The organism is Pseudoalteromonas lipolytica, assembly GCF_900116435.1.
GTDB lineage: Bacteria > Pseudomonadota > Gammaproteobacteria > Enterobacterales > Alteromonadaceae > Pseudoalteromonas > Pseudoalteromonas lipolytica.
This window is the reverse complement of the sequence record NZ_FPAZ01000019.1, coordinates 26,983-48,975: the sequence shown is the minus strand read 5'-3', so window position 1 is coordinate 48,975 and position 21,993 is coordinate 26,983. Positions and strand designations below refer to the sequence as shown.

The 21,993-nt window shown below is 42.4% G+C and carries 22 protein-coding genes, 1 tRNA gene and 1 riboswitch; of the genes, 7 read left to right on the top strand and 16 right to left on the bottom strand.

Annotated elements, in window-relative coordinates; translation table 11 throughout:
* Window positions 1-202: 202 nt before the first annotated feature.
* Window positions 203-748 (bottom strand): oligoribonuclease, encoded by a 546-nt coding sequence (gene orn, locus BM378_RS17310; protein ID WP_036971404.1) that lies wholly within the window; start codon window positions 746-748, stop codon window positions 203-205.
* 122 nt (window positions 749-870) lie between these two features.
* On the opposite strand from orn, the gene rsgA reads away from it, so the two are divergent.
* Window positions 871-1,929: a small ribosomal subunit biogenesis GTPase RsgA gene (rsgA, locus tag BM378_RS17305; protein WP_036971407.1), complete on the top strand. Its 1,059-nt coding sequence runs from the start codon at window positions 871-873 to the stop codon at window positions 1,927-1,929.
* 18 nt (window positions 1,930-1,947) lie between these two features.
* Window positions 1,948-2,814, top strand: a complete 867-nt coding sequence (asd, locus tag BM378_RS17300) for an archaetidylserine decarboxylase (protein WP_036971409.1) — start codon at window positions 1,948-1,950, stop codon at window positions 2,812-2,814.
* A 34-nt stretch (window positions 2,815-2,848) separates the two neighbouring features.
* On the opposite strand, the gene BM378_RS17295 is transcribed toward asd, so the two are convergent.
* From BM378_RS17295 to BM378_RS17260, 8 genes are all read right to left on the bottom strand, one after another.
* Entirely contained in the window at window positions 2,849-3,604 is a 756-nt protein-coding gene (locus tag BM378_RS17295) for a HesA/MoeB/ThiF family protein (protein WP_036971412.1), read from the bottom strand.
* Window positions 3,601-5,130: a thiamine phosphate synthase gene (thiE, locus tag BM378_RS17290; protein ID WP_074989671.1), complete on the bottom strand. Its 1,530-nt coding sequence runs from the start codon at window positions 5,128-5,130 to the stop codon at window positions 3,601-3,603. Before thiE ends, BM378_RS17295 begins: the two co-directional genes overlap by 4 nt.
* 13 nt (window positions 5,131-5,143) lie before the next feature.
* Window positions 5,144-5,926 carry a thiazole synthase gene (locus BM378_RS17285; protein WP_036971418.1) on the bottom strand — a complete coding sequence of 261 codons (783 nt, stop codon included), beginning with the start codon at window positions 5,924-5,926 and terminating at the stop codon, window positions 5,144-5,146.
* A gap of 1 nt (window position 5,927) precedes the next feature.
* Window positions 5,928-6,125, bottom strand: coding sequence for a sulfur carrier protein ThiS (gene thiS / locus BM378_RS17280; RefSeq protein WP_036971421.1), 198 nt, complete (start codon window positions 6,123-6,125; stop codon window positions 5,928-5,930).
* Between the two features lie 9 nt (window positions 6,126-6,134).
* Window positions 6,135-7,139, bottom strand: coding sequence for an FAD-dependent oxidoreductase (locus tag BM378_RS17275; protein WP_074989670.1), 1,005 nt, complete (start codon window positions 7,137-7,139; stop codon window positions 6,135-6,137).
* A gap of 75 nt (window positions 7,140-7,214) precedes the next feature.
* Window positions 7,215-9,167 carry a phosphomethylpyrimidine synthase ThiC gene (gene thiC / locus BM378_RS17270; protein WP_036971427.1) on the bottom strand — a complete coding sequence of 651 codons (1,953 nt, stop codon included), beginning with the start codon at window positions 9,165-9,167 and terminating at the stop codon, window positions 7,215-7,217.
* A gap of 150 nt (window positions 9,168-9,317) precedes the next feature.
* A riboswitch (TPP riboswitch) is annotated at window positions 9,318-9,419 on the bottom strand.
* An 85-nt stretch (window positions 9,420-9,504) separates the two neighbouring features.
* Complete coding sequence (locus BM378_RS17265) at window positions 9,505-9,909, bottom strand: META domain-containing protein (RefSeq protein ID WP_074989669.1); 405 nt, start codon at window positions 9,907-9,909, stop codon at window positions 9,505-9,507.
* A gap of 124 nt (window positions 9,910-10,033) precedes the next feature.
* Complete coding sequence (locus BM378_RS17260) at window positions 10,034-10,423, bottom strand: acyl-CoA thioesterase (protein WP_036971432.1); 390 nt, start codon at window positions 10,421-10,423, stop codon at window positions 10,034-10,036.
* Between the two features lie 151 nt (window positions 10,424-10,574).
* Here BM378_RS17260 and BM378_RS17255 point away from each other — a divergent pair, with 151 nt between their 5' ends.
* On the top strand, window positions 10,575-12,674 hold the full coding sequence (locus tag BM378_RS17255) for a TonB-dependent receptor (RefSeq protein WP_036971435.1): 2,100 nt from the start codon (window positions 10,575-10,577) through the stop codon (window positions 12,672-12,674).
* A gap of 146 nt (window positions 12,675-12,820) precedes the next feature.
* On the opposite strand, the gene epmA is transcribed toward BM378_RS17255, so the two are convergent.
* On the bottom strand, window positions 12,821-13,795 hold the full coding sequence (epmA, locus tag BM378_RS17250) for an elongation factor P--(R)-beta-lysine ligase (protein WP_074989668.1): 975 nt from the start codon (window positions 13,793-13,795) through the stop codon (window positions 12,821-12,823).
* 63 nt (window positions 13,796-13,858) lie between these two features.
* On the bottom strand, window positions 13,859-14,425 hold the full coding sequence (gene efp, locus BM378_RS17245) for an elongation factor P (RefSeq protein ID WP_036971443.1): 567 nt from the start codon (window positions 14,423-14,425) through the stop codon (window positions 13,859-13,861).
* Window positions 14,426-14,466: 41 nt separating this feature from the next.
* On the opposite strand from efp, the gene epmB reads away from it, so the two are divergent.
* Window positions 14,467-15,480 carry an EF-P beta-lysylation protein EpmB gene (gene epmB / locus BM378_RS17240; RefSeq protein ID WP_036971447.1) on the top strand — a complete coding sequence of 338 codons (1,014 nt, stop codon included), beginning with the start codon at window positions 14,467-14,469 and terminating at the stop codon, window positions 15,478-15,480.
* Between the two features lie 3 nt (window positions 15,481-15,483).
* Here epmB and BM378_RS17235 read toward each other — a convergent pair whose 3' ends face one another.
* Window positions 15,484-15,696 (bottom strand): hypothetical protein, encoded by a 213-nt coding sequence (locus tag BM378_RS17235; protein WP_036971451.1) that lies wholly within the window; start codon window positions 15,694-15,696, stop codon window positions 15,484-15,486.
* Window positions 15,697-15,768: 72 nt separating this feature from the next.
* Between BM378_RS17235 and BM378_RS17230 the strand changes: the two genes are divergently transcribed.
* The gene (locus BM378_RS17230; RefSeq protein WP_065978238.1) at window positions 15,769-16,059 is read left to right on the top strand and encodes a prephenate dehydrogenase; all 291 of its coding nucleotides are present in this window, start codon (window positions 15,769-15,771) and stop codon (window positions 16,057-16,059) included.
* Between the two features lie 143 nt (window positions 16,060-16,202).
* On the opposite strand, the gene BM378_RS17225 is transcribed toward BM378_RS17230, so the two are convergent.
* Complete coding sequence (locus BM378_RS17225) at window positions 16,203-16,709, bottom strand: DUF3016 domain-containing protein (protein ID WP_074989667.1); 507 nt, start codon at window positions 16,707-16,709, stop codon at window positions 16,203-16,205.
* Between the two features lie 231 nt (window positions 16,710-16,940).
* Here BM378_RS17225 and galE point away from each other — a divergent pair, with 231 nt between their 5' ends.
* On the top strand, window positions 16,941-17,954 hold the full coding sequence (gene galE, locus BM378_RS17220; RefSeq protein ID WP_036971461.1) for a UDP-glucose 4-epimerase GalE: 1,014 nt from the start codon (window positions 16,941-16,943) through the stop codon (window positions 17,952-17,954).
* Window positions 17,955-18,389: 435 nt separating this feature from the next.
* Here the strand turns inward: galE and BM378_RS17215 are convergent.
* Window positions 18,390-18,466, bottom strand: a tRNA-Ile gene (locus tag BM378_RS17215).
* Between the two features lie 273 nt (window positions 18,467-18,739).
* On the opposite strand from BM378_RS17215, the gene hemN reads away from it, so the two are divergent.
* On the top strand, window positions 18,740-20,113 hold the full coding sequence (gene hemN, locus BM378_RS17210) for an oxygen-independent coproporphyrinogen III oxidase (RefSeq protein WP_074989666.1): 1,374 nt from the start codon (window positions 18,740-18,742) through the stop codon (window positions 20,111-20,113).
* A 63-nt stretch (window positions 20,114-20,176) separates the two neighbouring features.
* Here the strand turns inward: hemN and BM378_RS17205 are convergent, their stop codons facing one another.
* Window positions 20,177-20,692 carry a DUF2489 domain-containing protein gene (locus tag BM378_RS17205; protein ID WP_036971469.1) on the bottom strand — a complete coding sequence of 172 codons (516 nt, stop codon included), beginning with the start codon at window positions 20,690-20,692 and terminating at the stop codon, window positions 20,177-20,179.
* Window positions 20,689-21,291: a Der GTPase-activating protein YihI gene (gene yihI / locus BM378_RS17200; RefSeq protein WP_036971473.1), complete on the bottom strand. Its 603-nt coding sequence runs from the start codon at window positions 21,289-21,291 to the stop codon at window positions 20,689-20,691. Before yihI ends, BM378_RS17205 begins: the two co-directional genes overlap by 4 nt.
* Window positions 21,292-21,993 lie beyond the last annotated feature (702 nt).

Sequence of the window (21,993 nt, the reverse complement as noted above, 5' to 3'; positions counted from 1 at the left end):
ACTGAGCTAGTGCCGCATTCAAATAGTCAGTAATTTGTCCGTTGGTGCACAACCTAAAGGTTGCGGTAAAACGTTCTGGCAACTGAGCTAGTGCCACAAATTTCAACTATAAAGTTTAGCTAAAGACACACTAACCCCGCGAGGGTTAACGTCTTAAGCGGGGCAGGATTCTACAATAATCCGATGTGTTTGCAAATGTTTTTTACAAATTAAAGAATTTTTCTTGGTAAACCTTTAATTCCATAATTGAATCTTTTATATCATCAAGGGCAAGGTGTGAACCTTTTTTGTTCACTTGAGCAAGAACCTCAGGCTTCCAGCGGCGCGCAAGCTCTTTAATAGTGCTTACATCAAGGTTGCGATAATGAAAATAGTCTTCCAATTCCGGCATGTACTTATTCATGAATCGACGATCTTGGCCGATTGAATTTCCGCACATAGGCGATGCGCCAGCAGGTACCCACTGTTTCAAAAACGCCAATGTTTGCTCAATGGCATCTTGCTCAGTGAAAGAACTGGCTTTGCAGCGGGCTGTTAAACCTGATTGACCATGTTGGGTCGTACACCACTCGTCCATGCCATCAAGTAATTCATCGCTTTGATGAATAGCAATAACAGGGCCTTCAGCCAAGATGTTTAACTCACTGTCGGTGACAACAGTGGCAATTTCGAGTATTTTATCTGTTGCTGGTTCGAGGCCAGTCATTTCCAGGTCGAGCCAGATAAGATTTGATTTATGAAAAGACATAGTTACCTTAGCGGTGCTTTCCTTTAGATCCAACGCATTTAGATATATCATATTAGTATCATCAGTCGACCTAAAGCTTTTTTTTCAAAAAGCCCGACATTTAATCAAGTTATAGGCCAAAAGTGGCAAAACAAAAGAAATTAAGTAAAGGCCAGTCTCGTCGGATTAAGGCCAATCATCAAAAACGTTTGTCTAATGCTGATAAAAAGCAAGACAAGGGCGCAGCCGTGCAATGGCAAAACGACAATTTAGGCCCTGCTGAAAATGCCGTTGTATTAAGCCGTTTTGGACAACATGCAGATATCGAAACGGACTCTGGTGATGTGCTGCGCTGTAACATTCGTCGCACTGTATCAAGCCTTGTTTGCGGGGATGAAGTGATATTTCGTCGCGCCAAAGTGAGTGAGGGTGACTTAGCCGGTGTCATCGAAGCAACTCACGAACGTCGCTCGCAGCTTACACGTCCAGATTTTTATGACGGAGTGAAAGTCGTTGCAGCTAATATCGACCAAATTTTAATGGTGTCAGCGGTATTACCTGAGTTTACTCCTAACATTATCGACCGTTATTTAGTTGCCTGTGAAGACATGGGCATAGAGCCGATTTTAGTGCTCAACAAAATCGATTTAATTGACGATGAAGGACTCGCCTATATTAATGAAATTCTCGATATTTATCGTGAACTGGGCTATCAAGTATTACTCGTCAGTAATAAAACGGGCCAAGGTATTGATGAGCTTAAACAAACGTTAATAGATAAAAACAGCATCTTTGTGGGTCAAAGTGGTGTGGGTAAATCAACATTAGTTAATACTGTTTTACCCGACGCCGCTATTTTAACTCAGGAAGTCTCTGAAAATAGTGGTCTTGGGCAACACACAACAACCGTATCACGTTTACATCACTTACCCTCTGGCGGTAACCTTATTGATTCACCAGGGATCCGTGAGTTTGGCCTATGGCATTTAGATGTTGAACGCGTAACTTGGTGCTTTAAAGAGTTCCGTGACTTTATTGGCGGCTGTCGTTTTCGTGACTGTAAACATCTAAATGATCCGGGCTGTATCATTCGCCAAGCGGTTGATGATGGAGATATTTCAGAACTTCGTTTTGACAGTTACCACCGAATTTTAGAAACTATGGCCGATGGCCGTGCGGGTGCACGCGCTCCTCGCGTATAACTATTTAGGAAATAACAAGTGAGTTTAGATAAATTCAAAATTGCCATGCAGTATGCCATGCCAAAACATTTCATTTCGCGCATGGTCGGCAAGTTAGCAGCAGCGAAAGCGGGTGGCTTAACCACGGCGTTAATCAAGCTATTCATCAAACAATATAAAATTGATATGAGTGAGGCTAAATACCCCGATCCAGCTCATTACAAAACCTTTAATGAATTTTTTACTCGCCCTTTAAAGGAAGGTATTCGCCCACTTGCAGAAGAAAAAGACATTATTGCTCACCCAGTTGATGGTGCGATTAGCCAATTAGGTGATGTGGTAGATGGTCAAATAATTCAAGCTAAAGGGCACGACTACAGCTTACAGGCATTACTAGGTGGTAACGAAGACGATACCGTGCCATTTTTGGGTGGTAAGTTCGCAACAATCTATTTAGCACCGAAAGACTATCACCGTATTCACATGCCGATTGATGGTACGCTGAGTAAAATGATTTATGTACCAGGTGATTTATTCTCAGTGAATCCGCTTACGGCGCAAAACGTCCCTAACTTATTTGCGCGTAATGAACGTGTGGTTGCAATTTTCGAAACTGACATAGGCCCACTTGCGATGGTACTGGTAGGTGCAACGATTGTAGCCAGCATCGAAACCATATGGGCAGGTACCGTTACACCACCTGCCGGTAAAGATGTATTCAGCTGGAACTACCCTACCAAAGGTGATAACGCAATCACTTTGAAAAAAGGCGAAGAAATGGGTCGCTTTAAGTTAGGGTCTACCGTGATTTTAGCCTGGGGTGCAAACCAAGCTGAGTTTTTATCTGACCAACACCCAGAAACAATCACTCGCATGGGCACACCATTTGCGACAATCAAAGACTAACCATCTTAGTTATACAAAAATTAAAAAGCAGGCTTCAAGCCTGCTTTTTGCATTCTGCGCATTCGCTATCTTTGTGAGGTGTAAAACGTAGCTGCTGTAAAGTCAGCCCATCAAATTGAATAAACTCGCTGCCCGTTTTATGGCCTAACAGTATATTAACCGCCAGTAAGCTTTGCATACTGCCCATGACTCCCAGTAATGGGCTTATTACACCCGCGTTATCACAATTTAATACTGGTTGATCATCTGTTTGCGGGAATACGCAGCCATAACAGGGGCTGTCGGAATTGCGAAAGTCAAAGCACATTAGTTGCCCTTGTGTGGCAATCGCAGCGGCTGAAATGAGCGGGATTGTGTGCGCTAAACAATAGCGATTAATTAAGTAACGAGTGGCAAAGTTATCACTGCAATCGAGTACGATGTCGGCCCCTTGTAAAACGTCTGCAAGGTTTTTTTCATCAAGTCTTTGGCAAATGGGCTCAATACTAATTTGGTTATTTAAGCTTGCTAACACTTTCGAGGCTGCCTGTGTTTTTGCTTGCCCTAAGTGATTAACTTTATACAAAATTTGTCGCTGTAAATTTGAAAGCTCGACATTGTCATTATCAACCAACGTGAGCTTACCCACACCAGCCGCAGCTAAATAAAGTAGCGCAGGTGAGCCAAGCCCACCAGCACCTACCACCGCAATATGTGCGGTCTTTAATATTTGCTGCCCCTCCAATCCCACTTCTTTAAGCATTAAATGGCGGCTGTAACGTATGCGCTCTTTATCGCTTAACGCACTCATGCTTCTGAGTCGCCTTCAACACATTGTTTGAGTTTAGCAATCGCTGAGGGGTAATCTTCGGCTTCGGTAATTGCTCGCACCACAGCCACACTGCCTACCCCGGTATTTGCCACTTGCTCTGCACGTGACACATCAATGCCACCAATGGCAACTGTTGGGTAGTCGGCCATTAACGGGACAAATTTTTCAAGCTTTTCTAGGCCTTGAATTTGCCCTGTCATGTCTTTTGTGGTGGTTGGGTAAATTGCACCAAATGCCATGTAGCTCGGGCGATAATTATGGGCGCGCAGCATTTCATAAAAACCATGGGTCGAGACGCCTAAACGCAAGCCAGCCTCTTTTATTTCAATTAAATTAGCCGTTTGTAGGTCTTCTTGGCCTAAATGAACTCCATAAGCACCGTGCTTAATCGCCAGTTGCCAATAGTCATTAATATACACCTGCGCATCGTATTTTTGACCAAGCATAACAGCACTGGCAATGGCCTCATCTAGCGTTGCATCATCTGTATTTTTCATTCGTAGCTGTACGGTTTTAACGCCTTCAGCTAAACACTTTTCTAACCAATCAACACTGTCGACCACTGCATATAAGCCGAGCTTTTTAGACTGACACTCAGCAAAACCAGCCGCCATAGTAAAATTGCTAGGGTGATCAAAGTCGAGTTCATCACCAAGCCAACTCCCCGCTTCAATCACTTGTGGGTAATCTGCTAAATTAACCGGAAAATGAGTGTGTGCAACAGGGCCAATTCCTTCACCGTAACGCACTGCCGCTTTTAAACCTTGGTTTATATACGCTTTTGCGAGAATAAATGCGTCTTTCAGTGGATAACGCTTTGCTAGGCAAGCAGCAATCACTGAGGCCATACTACACCCGGTGCCATGGCTATGCGGTGTTTGAATTTTTTCATTTCCAAGCCAGTATTCGTGTGTATCTTGCAGGCAGTAATCGATGCAATAACCACTTGGGTAGTCCCAATGACCACCTTTGATGATGACCGATTTTGCGCCATAACTTTGCAGCTTTTGCGCAGCTTCTTTTACTGCACTTGGGCCAATTAAATACACTCCGGTCAGTAACTGCGTTTCGTGGGTATTGGGTGTAACAACATCTACCCACGGTAATAAACACTCTTTAATTGCACTCACGGTATCTTCTTCTGTGAGTAAATCGCCACTGGAGGCTATCGCCACTGGGTCATAGACAACCAAAGGCGGCACTTCCCAGGTGTTTTTATAATGTTTTAAATGTTCACTTATTAACTGAATTTGCTGCACATTCGCCAACATGCCGATTTTTATCACTGTGGCGGGCATATCGGTTACTAAAGCTTGTAATTGAGATTCAATCACCTCAGTTGAAATGGGATTTAAGGCCTCAACACCTAAACTATTTTGTGCTGTTAAAGCTGTGATCACGGTGCAGCAATGCACTGAAAAGCTTTGCATCGCTTTAATATCGGCTTGAATTCCAGCCCCGCCGCCGGAATCAGATCCCGCTATGCTCCATACAACCTGATTCATGTTTTCCTCATCTTTAATTTTGATGCCAAAATGGCATGCCCATAGTAGGTGTTGATGGGCTGGCTACGTCTTTTTCGGGCATCGCTTTGGCTAAATAGCTGTATCTGCCTGCCTCAACGGCACTGCGAAATGCATGGCTCATTGTAACTGGGCACCCAGCTCCAGCGATTGCCGAATTTAATAATACCGCATCATACCCTAATTCAAGGGCTTGGCAGGCATGCGAAGGTAACCCTAATCCAGCATCAACGATTAAGGTATGACTAGGTAAACGCTCTCGGATCATTCTTAGGTTATAGGGGTTCAGTAACCCTTTACCTGTTCCAATAGGCGCCCCCCAAGGCATCAGCACTTCACAGCCTAAATCAGCAAGACGCTGGCATAACACTAAGTCATCGGTGCAGTAAGGCAGTACTTTAAAGCCCTCATCTAATAGTATTTTTGTTGCTTCGAGTAACGCAAAAGGATCGGGCTGCAAATTATATTCATCACCAATCAGCTCAAGCTTGATCCAATCAGTGGCAAAAACCTCACGGCACATTTGAGCCAGAGTAACCGCTTCTTTCACACTGTGACACCCTGCTGTATTTGGGAGCACTTTAAGCCCGGTGTTTTTTATTAACTGCCAAAAATCATCGCCGGCTTGCGCACTTTGTTGGCGCCTTAATGACACGGTAACAATATCAGCCCCAGAGGCCACAATTGATTCTGTCATTATACTGGGCGAAGGATACAATGCAGAACCGATGAGTAAGCGGCTGCGTATTTGTTCACCATAAAGAGTAAAACTATCCATGCTAACCTCCTTGAATGGGTGACAGAAGCTCAATGCTGTCACCCTCGTTAAGAGTTTTTATTTCGCATTGGCTGCGTGGTACAAAGTCGCCGTTTACAGCCACAGCAAATGGCGGCCTAGCCCCATAGTTTGCCAAAGCCTCGCTAAGCGATATTTGCTCAGCCACAACAGCTGATTGACCATTTATTACTATTTTCATTATGACCCCCTAAGTCATTAAGCTAATTGCTTCATCGACAACATAAGGCGCTAACAAATAACCATGACGATACAAGCCATTAAGGCTTATAACTCTCCCTTCTCGGGTCACCTGTGGACGGTTATCTGCAAATGCAGGACGAAGCCCTGATTGCAAACTTTCAATACGCGCTTCAGCAAAACCACTGTGAACCGTATAAGCCGCCGACAATAACTCAAGTGCTGAGCGCACGGTGACTTTACCTGTGTCGTGCGATTCAATTTCAGTCGCGCCAATCACAAACTGATGATTCGGTTTAGGTGCAATATAAATGGGGTAGCGCGGATGCATAAGGCGTACTGGCCGAGACAGGTTTACTTCTGGTGCATATAAGCGTGCCACTTCCCCCCTCACACCACGAAGGCTAGGTAAAGCTGTTTTTGCCCCTAATCCCCGACAATCAAAAACAAAGTCATAACTTTGTCCATTCACCTTATGACCTGTTAAAGTAATGTGTGAGTGCCAATTAAAGCTGACTTGACGAGCAACTAATTGGTTATAGCTCGCAGCATAGAAGGCCTGGTTATCGAGCTGGCCTTCGCAAGGTAAATACACCCCTTGGTGAAAGCGTCCAGCAAGCTCAGGCTCAAGATCTGCTATTTGCGCGCTGCTCACTGTGTCCGCTGTATGCTCGGCTAATGGTTTTAAGCGGCTAATAAAACTGTGTAAATCGCCTTTATCTTGCTGATGAGCAACTACCAAACTGCCCGCTTGCTGAAAATACACAGGCTCATCCAGTTCACTAATAATCTGCTGCCAGCGTTGAATGCTCGCCAGCCCCAGCAGCGCTATATCTTGCTCACATAATACCGACTCAGCCAGCGGTGCGAGCATAGCCGCAGCAACATTTCCGGCACTGTTTGCTGCGTGTTGATCATCTTGCTCATACACGCTGACTTGATGCACTTTAGAGAGTGCTAAAGCAGTAAGTCGTCCTGTTAAACCAAATCCCAAAATTGCTATTTTAAAAGACATAAACGTTCTAGGTGCTAGATAATTCGCGCGAGATAATCATTCTAGCGCCTCGTTTTCTAGCACCTAGCTCCTTGGTTAAATTGCTTTATGATAAATTTCAGAACCCGTTTTTTTGAACTCGTCGGATTTCGCTTTCATCTCTGCTTCAACATCGACCATCTTAATTTCGATAGCATCGCCTACATTGTTAGGGTCGATACCTCGCGCTTCTAGATCTTTCGCGTAATCACGTACTTCTTGGGTTATTTTCATCGAGCAGAATTTAGGACCGCACATAGAGCAAAAATGGGCTATTTTGCCAGACTCTTGTGGCAGAGTTTCATCATGATACTCACGGGCACGTTCAGGGTCTAAACCTAGGTTAAATTGGTCGTGCCAACGGAACTCGAAGCGCGCCTTCGATAACGCGTTATCACGCTCTTGTGCCCCTGGATGACCTTTGGCTAAATCGGCTGCGTGTGCGGCAATTTTGTAGGTGATGAGACCTTCCTTTACATCTTCTTTATTCGGTAAGCCTAAGTGCTCTTTAGGGGTGACATAACACAACATGGCACAGCCATACCACGCAATTTGTGCAGCCCCAATACCCGAGGTGAAATGGTCGTAACCCGGTGCAATATCAGTCGTTAATGGGCCAAGCGTATAAAAAGGTGCTTCTTCACAATGCTTTAGTTGCTCTTCCATGTTTTCTTTAATCATATGCATTGGCACATGACCTGGGCCTTCAATAAACACTTGTACATCATGCTTCCATGCAAGCTTAGTCAGCTCACCTAGTGTACGTAATTCGCTAAACTGTGCTTCGTCGTTGGCATCGGCAATTGAACCTGGACGCAAACCATCGCCCAATGAAAAACACACATCATATTGTTTTAAAATTTCACAAATTTCTTCAAAGTGCGTGTATAAGAAGTTTTCTTTGTGATGTGCTAAACACCACTTTGCCATGATTGAGCCGCCGCGCGATACAATACCCGTGACACGCTTTGCAGTCATTGGCACATAACGAAGTAACACACCAGCATGGATAGTAAAATAGTCGACGCCTTGCTCCGCTTGTTCAATCAAAGTATCGCGGAAAATCTCCCAAGTCAGGTCTTCGGCAACCCCATTTACTTTTTCAAGCGCTTGATAGATTGGTACGGTACCAATTGGCACGGGTGAATTACGTACGACCCATTCACGGGTTTCATGAATATAACGACCCGTTGATAAGTCCATCACCGTATCTGCGCCCCAACGAGTCGACCAAACCATTTTTTCGACCTCTTCTTCAATAGACGAAGTGACCGATGAATTACCAATATTCGCGTTCACTTTTACAAGGAAATTACGGCCAATGATCATTGGTTCGGTTTCAGGGTGGTTAATATTGTTAGGTAACACGGCTCTGCCACGGGCAATTTCATCGCGCACAAATTCAGGGGTTATAAAATCGGGGATACTGGCTCCGAATGACTCTCCCTTATGCTGTGCAGCAAGGAGCTCTTCACGAATTTTTGCACGGCCCATATTTTCACGAATAGCCACGTATTCCATTTCAGGCGTTACAATGCCTTGGCGTGCATAATGCATTTGCGTCACATTTTTACCTGCTTTCGCACGGCGTATTTTTGGGAGGTGCTCAAAGCGAATATGGTCTAAACCTTCGTCAGCCATTCGTTGCTGCGAAAACTGCGAGGTAACTGAATCAAGAATTTCCGTGTCACCACGTTTTTCTATCCACTGTTCGCGGTACTTTTCTAGCCCTTTGCGCACGTCGAGTTTAAAATCAGGATCGGTATATGGACCCGATGTATCATACACACGAATTGGCGCATTCGGCTCGAACACGGGGTTTTCTTCGGTTCCACCTATGAAAGTATCACTGAGGGTTATTTCGCGCATTCCGACACGCACGTTTTCTTGCGTGCCTTCAACATATACTTTGTGCGAATTAGGGAAAGGTTGCCCTGTTAAGTTATAAATATAATCAGATGCAGCCGCACGAATTTCGCGGCGAGACGGTTTAGTTGTAGTGTTTGACATGACTTACCTCATTGCTTTAAGGATTGTCTTGTCAGATATTGCAGGTGCAATAGAGAGTGGCAAACGCCATTGGATCGTTAGTAAGTTATTTCACTTACAATTGCAGCCTAAGCTTAGCAACTTATGCCCCATTTTTTGGCGCACAAGCGCCCTATGAGGCAGCTTGTTCCCTACGCAGGTGTTAGCCTGATCAGGTTCACGGATCCCGCTTTCGCGATCTCAGCCTTATTAAAGGCACTCCGACAAGTATAAATTCGTTGTTTTATAAAAACGTAATCAGTGTACGTTAGTTAAAAATTCGCTGCAAGCGCTTTAGTTTTAATACTAATTCGCCTTATTAAGGAGCCGTAATAATGAAAGTAAAATGGTGCGCCCCTTGCAAAGTAAGCTGCTCGCCATTTAGCGAAATGACCGCGCCTTGTTTTGGCGTCGACAGCAGTTTATTTTCAAGTTCATCAAGTTGATCACCGCACGATTTACGTGTCATACCTAGCTTTTTCACTGTTAAGGTATCTTCAACAAGCTGACCTTCACCAAAAAACTTGTTACAACCAGCAAACCCATTAACTTGCATCGCTTCAATAAAACGCATTGACGCTTTTTGCGATACGCTAATGGCTAACCCGTTAACTTTTGATAATTGCCACTGTGTATATTTTAATTGCTCACTGGTGACCTTCCCTGTCGATGAGCAGCCCATGCAAAATAGTACAAAAAGAATAGGCAAGGCTACTAACTTCATATTTTTTTACGACCAAAATTTCAATGCGATAATAATAACAACATTTAACGACTTTGATCGTTAAAAAAACATGTTTTATCTGTAAAAAAATGTTCTAAGCTAGCTCTTAATAGAACAACGGGCGTTATTTAAATAAGTTATCGACTTCTTCTGGTAAAAAAGGACGCCCTTTTTCATTGACAGAGGTGCCGATTACTAAGGCGCTTAGCATCACTTTATCATCATGTTTACGGTAAACGGTCTGCTTAAAAGCAAACTTTAAACGACTCACTCTCTGCGGCTCAACGGCCACATAAAATTCATCGCCCGGCACTAAAGATGCTTTGTAATCCATTTCACTGCGAAGCACCACTAGGTTAATTTTTTCTCGCGCAAGCTTTGCAAAGTCGACCCCTTTAGCATGTAGGAACTCATGGCGGGCATGCTCTAAGTAATTAAAGTAAACACTGTTATTAACAATTCCTTGCAGATCGCATTCATAGTCTCGCACTTTAAAGTCAACTTTAAAGGTCATAGTCGTATTCCTAATCAATTTACGTATAATTGCCTGCGTTTATATCATAAATACCTAAACAAGCTAAAGATTCACTTTTTTTAGGTATAAATACTCATTTGGCCAGTAGGCTTGCTAGAATAGCAGTCCCTAAAATGGAGTTAAGAACCGCATGAAACGACGTTTATCATTATTATCAGCTGCTATTTTGCCATTATTTGCAGCTTCATCGATTGCTTACGCTGAAGACACAGAGCTTGAAACTATTTTAGTTACGGGCGATTTCAAAAAAGAAAGTATTCAAACGTTAAGTGCTAGCGCAAGCCTTTTTTCAGACCATGAAATTAATCAGCGTGGAGCGAAATTTTTAGATGAAATGCTAGCCAGTGCAGCCAATGTAAACTTTACTTCGGGTGCATCACGCGGTCGTTTTGTGCAAATTCGTGGTGTGGGTTTACGCTCACAATTTGTTGATCCCATTAATCCATCTGTTGGCTTAGTGATTGACGGCATAAACTACTCTGGCCTAGGGGGTAGCTCACTGTTATTTGATATAGACCAAGTAGAAATATACCGTGGCCCACAAGGGACACGTTTTGGTGCAGATGCATTAGCAGGCATGATTCAAATGGAATCAGCAGCGCCAACGCTCAATCCGAGTGTAAAAGTGCAACTCGGTGCAGGTAATTATAATAGCTACGAAGCAGGCATTGCAGCAGGTACAGGTATTACTGACGATACAAGCGTACGCGCAAGTCTTTATCAACGCGAGTCTGATGGCTATGTTGAAAATATATATTTAAATAAAGATACGCAACAGCAAGATGAACTTGTTTCTCGCTTTAAACTGCACAGCCAACTTACAAATAACTTACGCACAGAGCTAAGTGTGCATTATATCGATATTAATAATGGCTATGATGCTTTCACCCTTGATAACAGCCGCTACAGTGTAGCTGATGAGCCTGGTGAAGATAATCAAGAAAGCATTGCGGTGGGTCTGGCAAATATTTATACCGGTTTTGATTGGTTTGATGTCAGTCTGAACGTATCTGGCATCGACAGCGAACTGTTATACAGCTATGACGAAGACTGGGTTTGTAACGATGAAACACAGCCACAATTGTGTGCAGCTGGCTTACATGAATGGGGCTACAGCTCAACAGACGCCTATTTACGAGACCGTAAAGACCATGCAGCAGAACTCCAATTTAACGGTAAATCTGGCGACTGGGTGGCGGGTATTTATTACCAAGGACGCGAAGTTGACTTAGAACGCCAATATACATGGTTGGCACACCCTTTTGCATCAAATTATGAAACAACTAACCTTGCAGCATATGGCCAGCTAACAACGCCTATTGGCCCTAAAACAACCTTAATCACAGGATTGCGTGTAGAACAATATAAAGGTGATTACATTGACAACAATGGTTTTATTGAAGAAACCGATGATGTGATGGTCGGTGGTAAACTTGCTCTTGAATATCAAGTCATTGACCGCACTATGATTTACACCAGTATAACTCGTGGCTACAAAGCTGGCGGTATTAACTCTGAGGCGTTAGCAAAAGCGAAAGATGAAGGCTTAAATCTTGACGCTGACTTTTTTGCTAACCACACCTCATTTGCCCCTGAATACCTTTGGAGTGGTGAGTTTGGTGTGAAAGGCAGCTCACTTGACGATAAATTCGTACTGCGCTTGGCAGCATTTTACATGTACCGTGAAGATATGCAGTTGAAATCATGGCAAGTCGAAGGGCAAAAGTTCACGGGTTATATTGATAACGCAAGCTCTGGTGAAAACTACGGGTTAGAAATAGAAGGCAGCTACCAAGCAACCGAGAATTTATTACTTACTGGGAGTGCGGGCTATTTAAATACTGAAATTAATGACTTTGTAGCCCAATCAGGCCTTGATCAAGATGGCCGCGACCAAGCACAAGCACCGAAGTATCAATATGCATTTACGGCACGCTATAACTTTACCCCTGCACTATATGCATCGATTGGTGTTGAAGGCAAAGATGATTATTACTTCTCAGATAGCCATAACTCAAAAGCACCGAGCTCTAACTTAGTGAACGCATCGTTAGGTTATGAAAGTGAAAACTGGAGCATCAATGCCTGGGCACGAAACTTATTTGATGAAGATGTACCAACCCGTGGTTTTGAGTTTGGTAACGACCCACTGGATGGTTACACCACTCACACATACACACAATTGGGTGAACCGATGGTGGCCGGTGTGACATTTATTTACGAACTGTAAGTCGTGAAGGCGCTGGTTTTAACCAGCGCTTATTATCACCTGATTTTCGCGGATGAATCTGCTTCTACATAATCATGTAACAAGGGGTTCAACCGCGAATATCACGACTCAATGAATTATTCGGTGTGAGTTAAAGGTTCCTGCATTTAAGCTCGTTCCACATCAAAGGTGATCACGTCTTTAATCTTTTGCTTGTTCGTTGCAAGCATAATTAAACGGTCAACCCCCAGCGCCACACCTGCACATTGTGGTAAGCCATGCTCAAGCGCTGCAATCAAGCGCGTATCCATCGGTACCTGTTTTAAACCATTTGCTTGGCGATATTGATTATCTTCATTAAAACGCGCGGCTTGCTCTTTTCCATCGGTAAGTTCATTGAAACCGTTAGCCAACTCCATATTTTTGAAATACAGCTCAAAACGCCCAGCAACGCGATTGTCATGCTGACAAATTTGCGCAAGTGCCGCTTGCGAAGCTGGAAAATGGTAAACAAAACATGGCTTTTCTTGGCCGATAGTTGGCTCAACCTTCATGCAAAATAACAGCTGCAACAACGTATCGCGATGCGTTTCATGCGCGGCAATATCAGCAAACCCTTGTTCGCTTGCTACGTGCTGTAACGTACTTATGTCAGCAGTTAATGGATCTATACCTAATGCATTTATAAACGCATGTTGGTAAGTTAAACGCTCAGCCGCGTCAACACCCAGTACAAGCTGCATAAGCTCGTCCATTTCATCCATAAGCGCAAATTCGTCGAAACCTGGGCGATACCATTCAAGCATGGTAAATTCAGGGTTATGATGACTACCCGCTTCTTCGTTGCGATACGCTTTACACAATTGAAAGATAGCACCCGATCCTGCCGCCAATAATCGTTTCATCGCAAACTCAGGCGAGGTTTGTAAATATAACGGCAAACCACCTGCATGACCTGGGCCCACAAACTCGGTACTAAAACTGGCTAGGTGTACATCGGTAACACTGGCCGCACTAAGAGTCGGTGTTTCAACTTCCATCACCTCACGCTCATAGAAAAATTCGCGAATACGGCGAATGATCGCAGCTCGCTCGCGTAAAGTCGCAATATCAGCGCTTGGTTGCCAAACAGCAGTGGACATACAGTCTCCAAAAAAAATCCCAGCAGAAGCTGGGATTTTATCAATTAAACTTTTTAAAGCCTATTACTTAACGCGGCTTACGTACTCACCGCTGCGAGTATCAACTTTGATCACTTCGCCAATTTGTACAAATAGAGGAACGCGTACAACCGCACCCGTACTTAATGTTGCTGGTTTACCACCCGTACCGGCTGTGTCACCTTTAAGACCTGGATCCGTTTCTGTGATTTCTAGTTCAACAAAGTTCGGTGGAGTAACAGCAATTGGGTTACCGTTCCAAAGCGTGATAGTACATACATCGTTTTCAACTAACCATTTAGCATTGTCGCCTAGTGCTTTTTCGTCAGCAGCGATTTGCTCAAATGTTTCGTTGTTCATGAAATGCCAGAATTCACCGTCAGTGTATAGATACGCTAGATCGGTATCCATTACGTCAGCACCTTCTACCGTTTCACCCGACTTAAATGTTTTTTCTAGTACTTTACCTGTGATAAGTTTACGAATACGAACACGGTTAAACGCCTGACCTTTACCTGGCTTTACCATTTCATTTTCTAGGATGCTACAAGGCTCGCCGTCTAACATAATTTTTAGGCCGCCCTTGAACTCATTGGTGCTATAATTCGCCATCGTTTCCTCTGTCTAAATAATTTCGAGTAATCTACGTGTCAATGATACAAAGAAATGAAGTAAATTTGCATAAAAACTGGCAAAAAGAATTAGCAAATGTTGTCACCTGCCCTGAACGTTTGCTAGAAATGCTAGGTTTATCAAGTGTAGTAGACGAAAAAGACCTCCAAGCTCGTAGTCTTTTTCCTGTACGTGTGCCTCTGCCTTTTATCAAAAAAATGCGTTTTGGTGATATAAACGATCCACTTTTGCTACAAGTGATGCCACGTCACCAAGAATTTTTAGCGCAAACAGGCTACGATAAAGACCCGTTAAAAGAGCAAGATAATAACCAACCGGGGTTATTACATAAGTACCGCTCTCGTGTTTTGGTCATGTTTAAAACCGGCTGTGCCGTGAATTGCCGCTATTGTTTTAGACGCCATTTTCCGTATCAAGAAAACCAATTAAATAAACGCAGCTTAATTGACGCTTTAGCCTACATAAAAGCCGATAAAAATATCAATGAGGTCATTTTAAGTGGTGGCGACCCATTAATGGCCAAAGATGATGCTGTTAACTGGTTTATGGATGAACTTGAACAATTACCACAAATAAAACGTTTGCGTATTCATAGTCGTTTGCCAGTGGTGATCCCAGCAAGAATTACCGATGAGCTGTGCGCACGATTTGCAAGTTCGCCTTTAAAAGTGGTGTTAGTGAATCACATTAATCACGCGAACGAAATTGATGCTGACTTTAAAGCTGCGATGCAAAAATTAAAAGCCGCTAACGTCACGTTATTAAACCAAGCTGTATTATTAAAGGATGTTAACGACTCGAGCCATGCTCAAATAGCCTTGAGTGAAGCATTGTTCGAGGCTGATATCTTACCCTACTACCTACATTTACTTGATAAAGTAGAAGGTGCAAGTCATTTTGATATTACTGAGCAGCGCGCACGCGAAATAGTGGCACACATGCTCGAAGCATTGCCAGGGTTTTTAGTACCCAAACTAGTTCGTGAGATCGGCGGCGAGAAAAGTAAAACGCCTATCGATCTCAACCTAGTTTAATGCTTAAACGTAAACGTTTACGTTATTACCGAGTGTCGCAGTCACCGATTTAGCGGGTGTCTGTGCAGCGCTTGTGTTCATCGCTGCGCCTTCGATAAGTGCAAGTGCCGCAGCACCATCAGCTTTTTGCTGTTTTTTAGCAAGTGATGCGCTGTAAACTTCAGCGCCTTCGCCGCCGCCACTCATCGCCGGTAAACTTGATCCTGATATATTCATAGTTCACTACCTGACTTTTTATTACAATCCACGTACTATATCGGCATTGCAGTCTAAAGCTTTAGGAAAAAAATGGATTCAATCATTGAACAGCTCAATGCTAACTTAAAAATCGTTTACCGTCAGGCACTTGATGCTGATAAAAAATTAGATGACTTACAGCAGCAAGGGCATGGCAAGTTCAAAGCCTTATTTGCAAAAGATGCCGGCTTTGATTTTGAAGCAAAACGCTTTAAGCCATATGTACTCGACGTTGCAGCCGATGTTGAGAGCCTAAGTAATGATGGCTTAGATGAAGAAAAGCTGAAAAAAACCGTAATTAAACTTCAACAGTTATTACAGCTGTTAGCGACGTTTAAGTAGATTAACACGCGTTATAAATACATACTTGAACCACCGAGGACACCAAGTCACTTCACGTGACAAAACAGATTACACTATTTCTCTGTGCCTCAGTGGTTCAAAAAAGCGTACAACGTGCTAACCAAGTTCCACATCTACAAACATCACGACTGTGCACTATTTAATGAAGGTAATAACTCATCTTCAAACCAATCAGTAATTAAACGTTTATCGTAATAATACGCTTCATCGCGACCCATTTTAATGCGATCCATAAAGCCCATATCTTTGAGTTTTACATCACTCGCTTCGCTAACCACCTTGCCGTCTTTATCTGTAACTGAGTAATTAAAATCAATACGCGGAAAATAAATAGGTTTAATGATTCGAAGTTCATTGATACCACCAAACTGGACATCTCCCGCTAAATCAAGGTCAGTTACCTCAACATTAAAAGTGTATCCTTCAGGAAGCTGCTCAGCTAATTTATTAAAATGTTTCTCAAAGTTTTTCGCTACATTTTTATGAAACGCCCCTTTCGGTGAGTTATTTCCTGGGCGCACATCTCTGTAGTCATTAAAATCATGCCACTTTACTTTTGCTTCACCTGCATGAGCAAAAGCAGGTAGAACAACAACCATAGCCAAGGCAATTTTTTTTACTGTATTCATCTTTCTCTCCACGTTACAGGTTGAGCCAATAATTAAAAAACTAGCAGTAGAGAATTAACTATAGCTTAATACTCCCTCACTTTCGTGTTACTAATATGGTACAAAATGTAACCAAAAACAAGCTACCCCGCTTTTGCTTAATTTCCAAAAATAACAATTTATTTATGAAATTTTGCACGGAATATGATGAAATAAGACTAATTCAACCTGGTATTAGTTCATGGAAAATTTATGACCATTTTAGTCACCGGCGGAGCCGGATACATCGGTTCTCACACCGTTTTAGAGTTATTACAGCAAGGCACAGAAGTTGTTGTGCTTGATAACTTAAGCAATTCATCAAATGAGTCGTTGACTCGCGTAAAGCAAATCACAGGTAAAGACGTTACTTTTTATGAAGGCGATATTCTTGATAGAGATTGCCTAGATAACATTTTCCGTGAACATACGATCGATAGCGTCATTCACTTTGCAGGCTTAAAAGCGGTTGGTGAATCGGTTATTAAACCTATTGAGTACTACCAAAACAACGTACAAGGCACGTTAACACTCGTTGATGCAATGCGCGATGCAGGTGTTTTCAAGTTAGTATTTAGCTCGTCTGCTACAGTGTATGGTGACCCAGCCAGCTTGCCTATTCGCGAAGACTTCCCCGTTGGTGGCACAACGAACCCTTATGGCACCTCTAAATTAATGGTAGAGATGATGCTGCAAGATATCGCCAAATCAGACGAGCGCTTTGCATTTGTTATTTTACGTTACTTTAACCCTGTAGGGGCTCACGAATCAGGCTTAATTGGCGAAGACCCGAATGGTATTCCAAATAACTTACTGCCTTATATTTCACAAGTAGCCGTTGGTAAGTTAGAAAAGCTGGGTGTTTTTGGTGATGACTACGACACTGTTGATGGCACAGGTGTGCGCGATTACATCCACGTTGTCGATTTAGCACTTGGCCATTTAAAAGCACTCAACCGCATTAAAAACGATACTGGTGCTCATGTATTTAACCTTGGCACAGGGAATGGTTATTCAGTGCTGCAAATGGTCACAGCCTTTGAAAAAGCCAGTGGTCAGGCTGTGCCCTATCAAATCTCACCTCGTCGAGCAGGTGACATTGCAGCGTGTTACGCAGCCCCAGAGAAAGCGCTTAACGAATTAGGTTGGCGAGCCGAGCGTGGCATCGATGAAATGATGCAAGATACGTGGCGTTGGCAAAGCAACAACCCTAATGGTTACAAATAAGTAAAGTGACTTAATCATACATGTTCAAAAAGCCGATGTTACACATCGGCTTTTTGTATCCACCGCTTAATTAAATAATCTATTTTGAGACAAGGAAGATACATCAATAACAAGGCTGTATTTTATTTAGTTGAGTTAGGTCATTTTTCCTTTATCACCCACGTTCCGAATCCATACACTCGTAAATGAGAAACTTCTAACACCCTCAAGGTCGGGGTTAGTCCTTAAAATTAACTAGGTATTATTGCGAGTAGGTGTTAGCTCAATAAGTCATTGTATCTATTAATTTATATTATAAAAACAATGACGACACTTTCCCAAGAGAGTATGTAAATTATTATTTTTTAATTGAAGAAAAATTTGATGTATCAAAATAAGAGTGGAACAGCTTCGTATAGAATAGCTATCACGCATTGATTTTAAATAACTTGAAAATGGTGGCCCCTCCCAGACTTGAACTGGGGACCTAACGATTATGAGTCGTGTGCTCTAACCAACTGAGCTAAGGGGCCATTGTATTAGCCGAAGCTAATTTTTTGTGATGCGTTTAGGATGTTAAGTCTCTAAAGCGGGTTGCAGTATAAAAACTTTTTTTAACCTTGTCACTAGCAAAACTCTTTATTTTAACAATCAGTAAACTAACTGCTCAAATAGTAAACTTTTCGGTTTTTCAGTTACCTTAAAGCATGCCACTTAGTTTGTAGCCTCCGACATTGTTCTAGATCAAATAGCAAAATGCCTAAACTCGCTAAAATGGCCTCTTAATCAATTGCGGAGTGCTGACTGTGATAAATTTACCTAGCTGGGATCAATCTCTGATCAACAAGTACAATATTTCTGGACCACGATATACCTCTTACCCGACGGCATTGTCTCTTGTTGATGGTTACAACCAACAAAGTATGATTAACGCGATTACGGCATCTAAAAGCCGCTCTTTGTCGCTGTATATCCATATCCCTTTTTGCAGCCAGCTTTGTTATTACTGTGGCTGTAATAAGGTTATTACACGTCACCAATCAAAAGCGGATATCTATTTAGATAACTTGGCAATTGAAATTGCTGAACAAGCCACCTTATTTGCTGATTACCATGTTGAACAACTTCATTTAGGCGGCGGAACCCCTACCTTTTTATCTGCGCAGCAAATGAGCCGTTTAATGGCTTTAGTTGAACACCATTTTAATTTTGCCGATGACGCTGAGCGCGGTATCGAAATTGATCCACGTTCGCTGGCGGATGGCATGCTTCCGCACTTGCGCCAACTTGGTTTTAATCGCGTATCGTTTGGTATCCAAGATTTTAACGACGAAGTGCAGCTTGCGGTTAATCGCCCGCAGAGTGTGGACTCTGTAAAAGGTTTAATTAGTGAAGCGCGTGAGCTTGGCTTTAAATCAATAAACGCCGACATGATTTATGGCTTACCGCTACAAACGCCTGAGAGCTTTAAAGAAACGATTGATCAACTTATAGCATTGAATCCTGACCGCGTATCGGTATTTAATTACGCACACTTACCAGAACGATTTGCGGCTCAGCGGAAAATTAAGGATGCGGATTTACCTTCTGCGGGCGATAAGCTCACGATGTTTAAAAATACGCTAGAACAAATGTTAGCGGCTGGCTATCAATTTATTGGTATGGACCACTTTGCTCGTAAGGATAATGAACTCGCTATTGCGCAAAATGAGGGCAAATTACATCGCAATTTTCAAGGCTATACCACGCATGGTCAATGTGATTTACTTGGTTTAGGCGTGTCGTCTATTTCGCAGATTGGTAATGCTATTTTACAGAATGAAAAAGAACTGAAGCATTATTACAAAGCAGTTCAAGAAAACGCTGGTAGTGCGTTGTGTAAAGGCATTATGCTCACCGATGATGACATTTTACGTGCCGCGGTTATTAAGCAGTTAATTTGTCAGTTTGAACTTGATATGCCGACTGTTGAACAGCAATTTAATATCGACTTTAACGAGTATTTTAGTGATGCATTACGTGCACTTGCCCCCCTACTTGCTGATGGCTTAATAAAAGTAAGCGACAATAAAATTACGGTTACAGCGAGAGGCAATTTGTTTATTCGTATTATTTGTATGTGCTTTGATGCGCACTTACAACAACAAATCAAACAAACACGTTTTTCGCGGGTTATTTGATATATCAATCATGCTCATACAAAAAAGCAGAGCTTTGAAGGCTCTGCTTTTTTATGTTGAAAGCTAGTTAAATACGACGTTTTCACTGCCTGGCGCGGCTTTAAACTCGTCTATTAACTTAACACAGTCCGCTTTAATTTCATCGCTGTGTTGCTCTTCAGCACGCCAACGCGTGGAATCCATCTTGAAGACCTCTTTTTTTGAGTACTTCTTACGTGCATCATGCGTTGGCATGTCTTTTACGACATTGTACATTTTATAAATGCCAGGGTAGCGTTCGCGTAAATCAAACTCTTCTGCGAAGCTGTATTGAGAAATAAGAACCCAAATACGTAAGCAACCTTCTGAAAATTCACACTGCTCTTCATTCATTGCACGCGCAATTAAATGAATGCTGTCCGCTAACTTAGCATTTCGAGTCGCTTTTGACGCGGCAAGCTTTTGCTCATGCTCAGCTTGTTTTTTTGCGATAAGCTTATTTTGAGCATTTACCTTGTATAGTAATTGCCCTGCATAAAAAGCCAGTCCTGCGATAATTGCCGCCCCAATAACAATGGCAATAATCAAGGTTGTGCTCATCTATCATCCTCATCTTCGTCATCGTACCATTCATTTGCTAAGTCATCAGATAGGTACTTATCGAAATCAGAGCCGCCTTCAACATCAAAGTCATCTTCAAAGTCGTCTTCGTAGTCATCATCTTCGTCTTCGATTCCTAGCAGCTCACACAATGCTTGGTGACGAGCGATACGGCTATTGAAGTACTTCGCATCTTTGCCAGTCAATAACTCGCCACGCTCATGGCGTTCAACCAACTTTAATAAACGCTCATCATTTTCTAACGCTTCAAGCTCTTGCTCTGGTGTTAGCTCTGGCTCTGACACTTTTTTCAATTCAACCATTGGTTGTAAATTACGTTTCATTTCGACTTTAGGATCAGCCTTGACCGCCACTAATGAAACCGGTTTTTTACTACCAACACGCTTATCTTGCGATTGATTGTTTGTAGCAGCTTTATCACCCTTTTGAGCATCTGGCGCATTACGTGAACCAGGCTTAGCCCCTTTGGTTTTCTTAACTCGCTGCTCTTTTAGTGCGCGCATCTCTCTAAGCTTTTCCTTACTTAGACGTACTGGACCATTTGATGGAATTTTACGCGACTTTTTCTTTCTACTCATATATTGATCATCTCACTTAAGAGGTTGTGCACAACACCTTAATGGCATTGTAATGCTGGCATAACCAGAAGAATTCGGTGTGCGGATGAGGTTGGTCAACTTGACGAACTGCGCACTTTTCATACTTATAGTACAAACGGTGGCTATTGTAACAGGACAAATAAAAAGGCGGTAGAGAAAACATCTCTACCGCCTACTAATCTGAGCGCCAATTAACTGGACACTTCTCCCTTCGACTTTTTAGTCTTTATTATTTTTATTATTATTGTTTTTCCATTTTGTTGTTATTTTTACCTTCCATGTAGCATTCCATTTTGTTTTTATTATTAAACTTCCATGAGCTTTTATTATTCTCGGTCAATCCTGACACTTTTTTGTTATTTCCTTTAGGACACTAATCAGTGTCTTCCCCTAAAGATTTGCCGCAGTCACTTTCCTTATTACATTGTCCATGTTGTTTTGCTGTCTCAGCGACAGTGGTTAATTTACCCATTAATAATTTTGTTACAACTAATTTATATAATTTTTCTTACAACGAAGAGTTTGTAACAATACCATCTTAAATAATAACAAAGACTTACACAAAATTAAGAAATAAAAATAAGACTTAGCTTACAGTTGGATATGGTCAATGTCTCACAAGAAAGTAGGAAATTACGGCATGCTGCAAATGTAAAAAAAGCAGCTTGCGCTGCTTTTTTG